General features: G+C 65.3%; 9 protein-coding genes. 6 read left to right on the top strand and 3 right to left on the bottom strand.

Features of this window, described 5'->3' with window-relative positions; all coding sequences use genetic code 11:
- The 3 genes from PMI40_RS05645 to PMI40_RS05655 all read right to left on the bottom strand — a co-directional run.
- On the bottom strand, positions 1-403 hold a 403-nt coding region (locus tag PMI40_RS05645; RefSeq protein ID WP_008113054.1), incomplete at its 3' end, for an amidase family protein.
- 19 nt (positions 404-422) lie between these two features.
- The gene (locus tag PMI40_RS05650; protein ID WP_008113055.1) at positions 423-1,379 is read right to left on the bottom strand and encodes a polysaccharide deacetylase family protein; all 957 of its coding nucleotides are present in this window, start codon (positions 1,377-1,379) and stop codon (positions 423-425) included.
- An 11-nt stretch (positions 1,380-1,390) separates the two neighbouring features.
- A complete protein-coding gene (locus PMI40_RS05655) occupies positions 1,391-1,837 on the bottom strand; it encodes a hypothetical protein (protein ID WP_008113056.1) in 447 nt (148 codons plus the stop codon).
- Positions 1,838-2,050: 213 nt separating this feature from the next.
- Between PMI40_RS05655 and PMI40_RS05660 the strand changes: the two genes are divergently transcribed.
- The 6 genes from PMI40_RS05660 (at position 2,051) to PMI40_RS05685 (ending at position 11,171) form a co-directional block, all read left to right on the top strand.
- Positions 2,051-3,238 (top strand): ABC transporter substrate-binding protein, encoded by a 1,188-nt coding sequence (locus tag PMI40_RS05660; protein ID WP_008113057.1) that lies wholly within the window; start codon positions 2,051-2,053, stop codon positions 3,236-3,238.
- 47 nt (positions 3,239-3,285) lie between these two features.
- Positions 3,286-4,164 (top strand): branched-chain amino acid ABC transporter permease, encoded by an 879-nt coding sequence (locus PMI40_RS05665; protein WP_008113059.1) that lies wholly within the window; start codon positions 3,286-3,288, stop codon positions 4,162-4,164.
- Positions 4,161-6,695 (top strand): branched-chain amino acid ABC transporter ATP-binding protein/permease, encoded by a 2,535-nt coding sequence (locus PMI40_RS05670; protein WP_008113062.1) that lies wholly within the window; start codon positions 4,161-4,163, stop codon positions 6,693-6,695. The genes PMI40_RS05665 and PMI40_RS05670 overlap by 4 nt, the downstream gene beginning before the upstream one ends.
- Positions 6,696-6,704: 9 nt before the next feature.
- Complete coding sequence (hpxZ, locus tag PMI40_RS05675; protein WP_008113065.1) at positions 6,705-7,100, top strand: oxalurate catabolism protein HpxZ; 396 nt, start codon at positions 6,705-6,707, stop codon at positions 7,098-7,100.
- A gap of 60 nt (positions 7,101-7,160) precedes the next feature.
- Positions 7,161-8,744 carry a gamma-glutamyltransferase family protein gene (locus PMI40_RS05680; RefSeq protein WP_008113067.1) on the top strand — a complete coding sequence of 528 codons (1,584 nt, stop codon included), beginning with the start codon at positions 7,161-7,163 and terminating at the stop codon, positions 8,742-8,744.
- Between the two features lie 336 nt (positions 8,745-9,080).
- A complete protein-coding gene (locus PMI40_RS05685) occupies positions 9,081-11,171 on the top strand; it encodes a diguanylate cyclase domain-containing protein (protein ID WP_008113069.1) in 2,091 nt (696 codons plus the stop codon).
- Positions 11,172-11,314: the final 143 nt, after the last annotated feature.

Below are 11,314 nucleotides of genomic sequence, written 5' to 3' on the forward strand. Positions count from 1 at the left end.
GTCCGGCGGCCACGGCGGCCGCCGATCCGCTCGACGAGCCTCCAGGTACGCGCTGCGGCGCGGCGCTGTTGAGCGGGGTACCGTAGTGGTGGTTGTCGCCATGGATGCTATAGGCCAGTTCATCGGTGAGGGTCTTGCCCACCAGCGTGGCGCCGGCTGCCAACAGCGCCTCGACCACCGGGCTGGTGGCAGTGGCCGGCGCGTGGGTGCGCAGCCAGTCCGGGTTGCCGGCGCCGGTGGTACGCCCGCAGATGTCGAACAGGTCCTTGGCGGCGAAGGTCAGGCCGGCCAGCGGGCCGTCGCTGGCGCCGTTGATGCGAAAGCGCCCATGCGGTACGAAGGCGCCGATGCGGTCATCGATATCGAACGCGTCGATGATGGCGGGGGGGCGGGAGGAATTCAAGGCAGGCTCCAGTGAATGATCAGGTGCGACATTGTTCAAGGCCATCGACGTGCTCGCAGATGGCGCCGGGCGTGGCAAACCAGATATCGCCCCGGTCGCGTGCCGCGCTCAGGTGTTCCAGGGCGGTGCGCAGGTGACGCAGGCGGTAGGGCTGGCCGACCAGGTAGGGATGCAGCGCCACGCCCATGACCAGTGGCTGGCGCAGCGACTGGTCGAGCATCTCGTCGAAGTTGTCGACGATCAGGCGTGCGAAGTCGCGGCCATCCATCTGGCGCGCCACGATCATCGGGATATCGTTGACCTCCTGCGGATACGGGACCGACCACAGGCTGCCGCCATCGCTGGTGCGCATGCGTACCGGCTGGTCGTCGTGGCTCCAGTTCAGGTTGTAGCGATAGCCGCTCTGCGCCAGCAGGTCGGGTGTATGCAGGCTCTCCGAGATCCAGGGCGAGAGCCAGCCCGACGGGGGTGTTCCGCTTTCTGCCGCGATCCGGGTGCGGCAATGCTGCAGCAGGGCCAATTCGTCGGCCGGCGCCAGCGTGCCCTGCTGGCGCGCATTGGTATGGCCGTGGCCGATGATCTCGTCGCCGCGTGCCACGCAAGCGGCGACCAGTTCCGGGCAATGGTCGTACAAGGCGGTGTTGATCAACGTGCCGCACGGCAGCGCCAGGCGGTCGAACAGTTCCAGGCAGCGCCAGGCACCGACCCGATTGCCGTATTCGCGCCAGCTGTAGTTGAGCACGTCGGGTTCCGGGCAAGCCGGGCCCAGCCGTGCGCCCAGTCCCTCGCCAAAGGCGAAGTGCTCGATGTTGAACCCGAGGTACACGGCCAGCCGGGCGCCATTGGGCCAGCAGTAGTCGGGCCGCCGGTGAATCGGCGAATAGTCGAAGCGGGCGTGGCCGCGCAAGGGGCCGAAGCCGGCGGCGGTGTCCTGGCCGAGCGCGTCCTCGGCCGTGGGGGGCAGGATGGTATGCATCGGCAACCGGCTCACAGGGTGGCCAGGCCGGCGCGCACCAGCATGCGTTCGGCGCTGTCGTTCCAGACGTCCATCTGTACGATCAGGCCATGGCTGACGACGTAGCGGTCGACATAGCGATTGCCCTCGAATGCCTCGCCGTCCGGCCATTCGCCATACAGGGTGCCGCGGTTGTAGACCACAGCCGATTCCAGCGTGGCGCCGGCCATCACTTCGGTGGCCTCGAAGCGCTTCCTGACCCAGCGATAGCGGGTGGCGTTGAAGGCGGCGCATTGCGCCGGGTCGCTCATCTCGCGCCCGCCGGTGAAACGGATCTTCAGGGCCGGCGAGACCAGGCGCCGGGCGCCATCGGGATCGGGAATCATCAGGATGCGCAGGTACTGGTCCACCAGCGCCGCCGGGTCGTAGGGCAGGCCCGGGGTGCCGGTCGGGCCGCCTGATGTTGGTGCATCGTGCATCATTTTCTCCATTCCTTGCACGCTAAGTGTGCATTATTGTTCGCAAAGTAAATTCAATATCGGCGGCAATATGCGGTTATTTTTGCTTCTGATAATAGATAAATATTGTCGGCAAAAATATCGTATGCGGGCCGTGCTTGGCACAGCCCTTGCATAAGTCATGCCGGGAGCAGCAATCACTCAATCAACGAGCCAACCTGGAGGGAAGTCGCCATGATCCGTTTTACCCGCCGTACCCTTATTGCCAGCGCCGTCGCCGGCGCCGCCTCGACCCTGCTGTGCCTGCCGGCGCTGGCCGCCGATACGATCAAGATCGGGCTGGTCACGGCGCTGTCGGGACAGTCCGCGCAGGCGGGCGAAGCGTTGACACGCGGCATGAGCATCGCCATCGACGAGATCAACGCCAAGGGTGGCTTGCTGGGCGGTCGCAAGCTGGAACTGGTGCGGCGCGACGACGAAGGCAACCCGGCCAAGGGCGTGGTGGCGGCGCGCGAATTGATCTTCAAGGAAAAGGTGGCGGTGCTGTTCGGCGGCCTCGATACGCCCGTGTCGATGGCCATCGTGCCCATCGTCAATCAAGAGAAGGTGCCGTTCATGGGGCCTTGGGCCGCGGGCACCGGTGTGACCAGGAACGGTGCCAATCCCAACTATGCGTTCCGCGTCTCGGCCGTCGACGAGCAGGTCGACCGGGCCATGTTCAACTACGCCCAGAAGACCTTCAAGAGCAGCAAGGCCGGCCTGATCCTGGTCAACAATCCATGGGGCGAATCGAACGAGAAGGGCATCGTCGCGGCGCTGGCCGAAAAGGGCCTCAAGCCGGCTGCGGTCGAGAAGTTCGAGGCCAGCGATGTGGACCTGGTGCCGCAACTGACGCGCCTGAAGGCCGCCGGTGCCGATACCTTGTACCTGGTGGGCAACGTCGGCCCCTCGGCGCAGGTGGTCAAGTCGCTCGACCGGATGGGCTGGAAGGTGCCGGTGGTGTCGCACTGGGGGCCGGCCGGTGGCCGCTTCACCGAACTGGCCGGTGCCAATGCGAAGAACGTGCATTTCATCCAGACCTTCAGCTTCTTCGGCAAGCTATCGCCGGTGGGCGAGAAGGTGGTCGGCGAGCTCAAGGCCAAGTATCCCGCCATCAAGGGTCCGGACGACATCACCCCGGCGGTGGGCGTGGCCAATGCCTACGACGGCATGCAACTGGCGGCGCTGGCCATCGCCAAGGCCGGTTCCACCAACGGCGATGCGATCCGTGAAGGTTTCTACAAGATCGATCGCTATGAAGGCCTGATCAAGACCTACGTCAAGCCGTTCAGCCCCACCGTCCACGATGCGCTGCAGTCGGACGACTACGTCTGGGCGCAGTTCATCGACAACCGCATCCTGCCGGTCGGGATGTCGCAGTAATCGCAGTGACCGGCCGCGCTGCGGCCGGATAAATTCAGGAGAGCGGGATGTTGCTGTTGTCGGCACTCATCAGCGGTTTCGGGCTGGGTAGCATGTACGGCCTGATGGCGCTGGGTTTCTATATGACTTATGCGGTCTCGGGCACCGTCAATTTCGCCCAGGGCAGTTCGATGATGCTGGGCGCCGTGCTGTGCTTCACGTTCGCCCAGACGCTGGGTTGGCCGATGTGGCTGGCCGTCGTGCTGGCGCTGGTGCTGTGTGCTCTGTACGGCCTGGTGGTCGAGCTGCTGGCAGTGCGTCCATTCGCGCGCCAGGGTTCCAATGCCTGGCTGATGTCGACCGTGGCGTTGGGCATCGTGCTCGACAACCTGGTCATGCACACCTTCGGCAAGGAACCGCGCAGCCTGCCTTCGCCGCTGGCGCAGTCGTCCATCGAAGTGGGCGGGGTGGGCCTGGGGGTGTATGCGCTGCACCTGCTGATCCCGGTCACCGGGCTGGCGCTGGCGGCGCTGCTGCATACGATATCGCGCCGTACCCGTTGGGGCACGGCCTTGCTGGCGGTGGTGCAGAACCGCGATGCGGCGCGCCTGATGGGGATTCCGATCACGCGTGCCATTGCCGCCGCCTTTGCGTTGTCGACCTTGCTGGCGGGGGTGGCGGGAGTGCTGATCGCACCGCTCTTCAATGTCAACGCCGACATGGGCACGCTGTTTGGCCTGAAGGCATTCGCCGTGGCGATCCTGGGCGGCATCACCAGCGCCTGGGGCGTGATGATCGCCGGCCTGCTGTTTGGCATCGTCGAAGCGTTGATCACGTCCACGCTGGGTTCCGGCTATACCCAGATCATCACCTTTGCACTGGTGATCGTGGTGCTGGCAATGCGTCCCAATGGCCTGTTCGGCCGTGCACAGGTGAAAAAGGTATGAACCAGGTTTCTCAATCAAAGGGCGCCGTGCGGCTTGGCCTGGGTAGTCCGGGCGCACTGGTGTGGAGCGTGCTGGGCCTGATCGGCGCCATCACGCTGGCGCTGTCGGTCAACAGCTACTATGTGTTCGTGCTGGCCGGCATTGCGTTGGTGGCGATCGTGGGCATCGGCTTGAATGTGCTGCTGGGCCTGACCGGGCAGGTATCGTTCGGGCACATCGGCTTCTATGCCCTCGGCGCCTATACGGTGGCCATCCTGACCACCAAGCTGCAGCTCGGCTTCTGGCTGGCATGGCCGGTCGCTGCGCTGGTGGCAGGGGTCTTCGGGGTCTTGCTGGCGTTGCCGGCATTGCGCGTGAGAGGTCCTTACCTGGCCATGATCACGATTGCCTTCAGCTTCATCGTGCAGCACCTCATCATCGAATTGCGCGACCTTACCGGGGGCCAGAACGGCATCATGGGCATTACCGCGCCGGTGGTGTTGGGCCTGCAGGCCGAACGTGCCATTGCCATCGTCGGCCTGCTGACGGCGGCGCTGGTGCTGGCCTGTTATTGCTGGCTGTCGCGTGGCAGCTGGGGGGCGGCCATGCGGGCGGTGCGCGACAGCGAGACCGCGGCCGAATCGATCGGGCTCAATCCGTTGGTGATCAAGACTGCCGCCTTCGCCATCTCGGCCGCGCTGGCGGGGCTGGCCGGCGGACTCTTCGCGCCGCTGTCGACCTTCGTCACGCCGGACACCTTCGGCTTCATGCAGTCGATCCTGTTCGTGCTGGTGGTCGTGGTGGGTGGTTCCGGTTCGATCATGGGGCCGGTGATCGGCGCGCTCATCGTGGGGGCCTTGCCGGAACTGCTGGCCAGCATGGAAGATTACCGCCTGCTGTTTTTCGGCGCGTTGCTGTTGCTGGTGCTATGGATTGCGCCGGACGGCGTCACCGGCCTGCTGGCCAAGTTGGCCCGGCGCCTGCGCACCGTGGCCACGCCCGATGTGCCAGTGTCTCCGGCTTCTCCCGGCGCCGCCTTGCCGCAGGCGGGTACGCGTGCCCGCAGCTGCCTGCGCGCCGACGGCTTGACGATGGTGTTCGGGGGCGTTCGTGCCGTCAGCGGCCTGGGATTCGAGGTGCCACCGGCCGCCATCACCAGCCTGATCGGCCCCAACGGCGCCGGCAAGACCACGGCGTTGAACATGCTCTCCGGCTTCTACCGGCCCACATCGGGCAGTTTCATGCTGGGCGAGGTGGCCCTGGCGGGGTTGCCGGCGTTTCGTATTGCCCGTCATGGCGTGGCACGTACCTACCAGACCTCGCAGTTGTTCGGCAGCCTGTCGGTGCTGGATAACGTGGCGCTGGCCTGCGCTCGCGGGCGCCTCGGCCATCCGCTGTCGACTGCCGGCGCGTCCGATGCCGCGGTGCGCCAGCGCTGCCTGGCGCTACTGGATTTCTGCGGCTACCGGGGCGACCCGATGAGTATGAGTGCCGACCTGGCGCATGTCGACCGGCGGTTGGTCGAGATTGCCCGGGCGCTGGCCACCGAGCCTGATGTGTTGCTGCTCGATGAGCCGGCCGCCGGCCTCTCGCGCGAAGACAAGGGCATGCTGGCCAGCCTGTTGCAACGGATTGCCGATGCCGGTCTCAGCGTGGTGGTGGTCGAACACGACATGGAACTGGTGATGCAGATTTCGGCCCGCATCGTGGTGCTCGACGCCGGCCAGCGCCTGGCCATCGGCTCGCCGCAACAGATCCAGAACGATCCGGCGGTACGCCAGGCCTATCTGGGTGAGCAGGGCCAGGCCAGCATCGCTGCCGTGCGCACTGCCGGCGCCACCGGCGCCGAGCTGCTGGGCGTGGGGCAACTGGTGACCGGCTACGGCGCCGAGCCGGTATTGCATGGCATCGACCTGCAGGTGCGCAGCGGCGAGATGGTGGCACTGCTGGGGGCCAATGGCGCCGGCAAGTCGACCCTGATGCGGGCGCTGGCGGGCTTGCATCGTCCGTTGCAGGGAGGTATTCACGTCGACGGCGTGAACCTGACCAACCTGCGCGCCGAGCAGATCGTGCGGCACGGGGTAGTGCTGGTGCCGGAAGGGCGGCAGGTGTTTGCCGAGTTGACCGTGGCCGACAACATCCGCCTGGGGGCTTTTCTTTATCCACAGGACGTCGAGGCGCGCCTGCAGCAAATGCTGGAGCGCTTCCCCCGCCTGCGCGAGCGGCTGCACCAGCGTGCCGGCTTGCTGTCGGGCGGCGAGCAGCAGATGCTGGCCATTGCGCGTGGCCTGATGTCGCGCCCGCGCGTGTTGTTGCTCGACGAACCCTCGCTGGGGCTGGCGCCCAAGGTGATCGCCGAGTTGTTCGACGCCCTCGACCGCCTGCGGCAGGAAAACATGACCATCGTGCTGGTCGACCAGATGGCGGCGCTGGCATTGTCGCTGGCCGATCGGGCCTATGTGATCGAGGGCGGCCGGGTGGTGGCGCAAGGCAGTGCCGCCGAGATCGCCGCCAACGACGCACTGGCCAGGGCCTACCTGGGCGCGCATTGAGGAGCCGACATGGAGCAGACCGCACCGTTCGAAGTCAATCATCCGCAGGTGCTGGCCGAGGTCGAGGCCGCCTTCGGTCGTTACGAAGTGGCGCTGACCACCAACCAGGTCGAGGTGCTGGACGAACTGTTCCTCGATAGTCCCCATACGGTGCGCTACGGCGCCACCGAGAACCTGGTGGGCATGGAACAGATCCGCGCGTTTCGGGTGGGGCGCTCGCCGAGTAACCTGATGCGGGACTTGCGCAATACCGTCATTACCACCTATGGTCGCGATTACGCCGTGGCCAACACCGAATTCACCCGCGACGGCGATGCCCGGATCGGGCGTCAGAGCCACACCTGGCTACGCCTGCCCCAGGGGTGGCGTATCGTGGCCGCGCACGTGTCGTTGATGGCAACCTAGTTACACTATGACGCGCGGTGTAGAGGTCGTCGATAGCTAATCAATCATTGGGAGCAAGCCATGTTGTACAGCAAGACCTGCCTTGGCGGAATGGTCACCGCGCCACATCATCTGGCGGCCCAGGCCGGCGCCAACGTATTGCGCCAGGGAGGCAATGCGGTCGAGGCGATGGTGGCGGCGGCGGCCGCCATCGCCGTGGTGTATCCACACATGAATGGCATTGGTGGCGACGGCTTCTGGGTCATCAGCGAACCGGGCCGCGAGCCGGTCGCGATCCAGGCCTGCGGCCCGTCGGCAGCATTGGCCACGCCCGACTTCTACGCCCAGCATGGATTGTCGGCCATCCCGCCGCGAGGACCGCAGGCGGCCCTGACCGTGGCCGGCGCCGTGGGAGGCTGGGCCGCGGCATTGGACCATGCGCAGCATTTCGGGCGGGCATTGCCGTTGCCGGTCCTGCTGGCCGACGCCATCGGGCATGCCAGGGCCGGCATACCGATCACCCGTTCGCAGCACGAACTGACACGTGACAAATGGTCGCAGCTCAAGGACCAGCCGGGCTTTGCCGCCACCTATGCGGCCCACGGTGTTCCGCTGCCGGGCGCGGTGCTGAAGCAGCCGGCGCTGGCGGCGACCCTGTCGCGCCTGTCCGAAGCCGGCCTCGACGATTTCTATCGGGGTGACCTGGCGACCACCATCGCGGCCGGCCTGGAGCGGGTCGGCAGCCCCTTGCGCGCCAGCGACCTGGCGGCCTACCGGGCCCGGCTGCTGGCGCCGTTGATGGTGCAGCTGAAGTCGGGTCGGGTCTACAACCTGCCGCCGCCCACGCAGGGGGTGTCGGCGCTGATGATCATCGGCTTGTTCGATCGACTGGGCGTGAGCCAGGCCGACGGCTTCGAGCATATCCATGGCCTGGTCGAAGCTACCAAGCGCGCCTTCATGCTGCGTAACCGCCATGTGACCGATCCGGCCCACATGAGCGTGGACGCGGCCGACTGGCTGCAGGCGGCCGCGCTGGAGCACGAGGCGGCCCAGATCGATGCCCGGCGGGCGGCGCCCTGGCCGCATCCGGCCAAGCCGGGCGACACCATCTGGATGGGGGCGGCCGATGCCCAGGGCCGGGTGGTCAGCTATATACAGAGCATCTTCTGGGAGTTCGGCAGTGGCGTGGTGGTACCGGACACCGGCATCGTCTGGCAGAACCGCGGCGCCAGCTTCACGCTTGACGACGGGCCCAATCGGCTGGCGCCCGGCAAGTTGCCGTTCCATACCCTCAATCCGTCGCTGGCCCGGCTCGACGATGGCCGCACACTGGCCTACGGCACCATGGGCGGCGAGGGACAGCCCCAGACCCAGGCGGCGGTCTTCACCCGCCACGTACTGTTCGGCCAGAACCTGCAGGCAGCGGTATCGGCGCCGCGCTGGTTGCTGGGGCGCACCTGGGGCGAGGACTCGACCAACCTCAAGCTGGAAGGACGAATTGCTGGCGGGACCGTGGACGCGCTGCGCCGCGCCGGCCACGAAATCGAGCTGGTGCCGGACTACAGCGACATGATGGGACATGCCGGAGCCGTCTGCATCCACCCCGACGGCGTCATCGAGGGCGCGACCGACCCGCGTGCCGACGGTATCTGCGCCGGGGTCTAGGCGTTGTCTTTTCGCATCTTTGGAGACGATTCGTATCGCCAGCTGTGGAATGAGAATTTTTTCGTTTAGGCACCTGCGGTGCGGCTTTGCAGGGCGTGCCACCGGGCGGGAACAGGCAGGATTTCGGCGCAATTTCCCGGCGGAAATATGGGGCTGATGAAATTTCTGAAAGCCGGTGAAAAAAGATGACCGTTCTGGCAAGATGCGATCTTGAACACGTGCGGCTCGCAGGGGGAGTCGACACGTTCCCTGCCGGATCGCCGTCTGTTGCCCGAATTGAACAAGAAAAAAGTCCCGTCGCCGCCTAATCTATCGTCGCTGATCACGACAGGGGTGATGCTCACAGTGCTGATCACGACCATTTCGGTGCTGATTCTGGTGGATCAGTTCACGCGCGGTTACGCCCGCGCCGAAGCCGAGACCCGACTCAAGCAATTGGCCTGGCAAATGCAGGACGCGCTCGAGCGCGGCATGCTGGAACGCCAGATCGACCTGCGTATCCTGGTGGCGCGTCCTGCCGTCAAGGAGGGGAGCGACGTAACGCGCATCCGTGAAATACTCAACGAACTGCAATCCAACGTCCCCCATTACGCCTGGATCGGCATGGCTCGCCCCGACGGCATGGTGCTGGCCGCCACCAACGGCATCCTGGAAGGGCATAGCGTGGCCGAACGTCCATGGTTCAAGGAAGGCCAGGAACGCATGTATTCGGCCGATTACCATACGGCGTTGCTGCTCGAGAAGAAGTTGCCGCCGCAGGCCGAGCCGTGGCGCTTCGTCGACCTGGCCACCCCGGTGCTGGACAAGCAGGGCCGCTATATAGGCGTGATCGGCATGCACCTGTCGTGGGCATGGGCGCGTGAGATCGCGGCCAGGCTGCTCAACCCGACCGGCGACCGCTATGACGTCGAGGTACTGATCGTGCGGTCGGATGGCACGGTGCTGCTGGGACCCAAGGGACTCGAGGAAACCCGGATCGACACCGAGAGCTTTCGTGCCTCGCAACGCCTGTCTGGCGGCGGTGCGGTACTTGAACGCTGGCCAGACGGGCGGCGCTATATCACCGGTTTTTCGCATACAGGCGCCGATAACCGCCTGATGCTCAAGTGGAGCGTCATCGTGCGCCAGCCGGAACCGGTGGCATTGCAGGCGTTTCGCGACCTCGAACGACGGGTGATCCTGGTCGGCGGCTTGATCGGGCTGGTGCTGGTGGTGCTGGCGTTTTTCCTGACCCGGCGCCTGGTGGCACCCGTCAATAGCCTGTCGGCGGCGCTGGAACTGCGCGCCTCGGGGGTGCAGGACGTGACCATTCCGTTGGTCAACAGCTACCGCGAGGTGCAGTTGCTATCGTCGACGCTGGTGAGCATGGTCGAGCGCGAAGAACGTTATCTGCGCGAGATGCGCTCGCTCAATGAAAGCCTCGAGCAGCGGGTAGCCGAACGTACCGGGCGCCTGCACGAGACGGCCAGCGCCCTGCAGCAGGCACTTGACACCCAGTACGCCGACCAGATCAGGCTCGAGGAAAGTGCCGCCGAGTTGCGCGCCATTCTCGAGAACGCCCAGGACGCCTTCATTGCTGCCGACGAGAACGGCATCATCGTCGAATGGAATCGACAGGCCGAGCTGCTCTTGGGGTGGAGCCGCACCGAGGCCATCGGCAACCGGATGACCGAACTGATCATCCCGGTCGACATGCGCGAAGCGCATTATCGTGGCATGCAGGAATTCATCGAGCACGGCACCAGCGTGGTCATCAACAATCGCATCGAGTTGCAGGCACTGCATCATGACGGCCATGAGTTGCCGGTGGAGATCACCGTGGGGCACGTGCGCCGGCATGCCGGCCACCTGTTCATTGCCTTCCTGCACGACATCACGGAGCGCCTGGCATTTCGCGACCAGATGCGCGAGCTGGCGCTGACCGACGTGTTGACCAGCCTGCCCAACCGGCGCGCTTTTTCGGACCGCCTGCCGGAAGCGATGATGCGCGCACGCCGGGCCAATGAGCTGGTGGCGCTGTTCTTCATGGATATCGATGGTTTCAAGGGAGTCAATGATCGCTATGGGCATGAGGCCGGTGACGAGTTGCTGATCCAGTTTGCCCAGCGGCTGCGGGAAGCGGTGCGCGACGTCGACACGGTGGCGCGACTGGCTGGCGACGAGTTCGTGGTGATTCTGGAAAACCTGCATTCGCAGAAGGACGCGTTGGCGGTGGGCGAGAAGATCCTGGCTTCGATGCGCGAGCCATTCGAGCTGACGCATTCGACGGTGCATATCTCTTCGAGCATCGGCGTGTCGGTCTACCTGCCCGATGGCGATGGCGAGATCGGGCCCGAGGAATTGCTGGCCATGGCCGACAAGGCCATGTACGCAGCCAAGCGCCTGGGCAAGAACCGGGTGGAGCTGGGCAAGATCACCGACGCCTGATATCAGCGCATGTGGTGATCTGCTATATATAGGCCGCAACGCGCTGCAGACTGCTGGCCAGACAGTCTTTCACGGCGCGCTAAATTATTTTGCATGATTGTTCAAAAAGTACTTGCGCGGTCTATGCGGCGTTGCTATAGTTC

The sequence above is a fragment of the Herbaspirillum sp. YR522 genome (assembly GCF_000282575.1).
Taxonomy (GTDB): domain Bacteria; phylum Pseudomonadota; class Gammaproteobacteria; order Burkholderiales; family Burkholderiaceae_D; genus Herbaspirillum.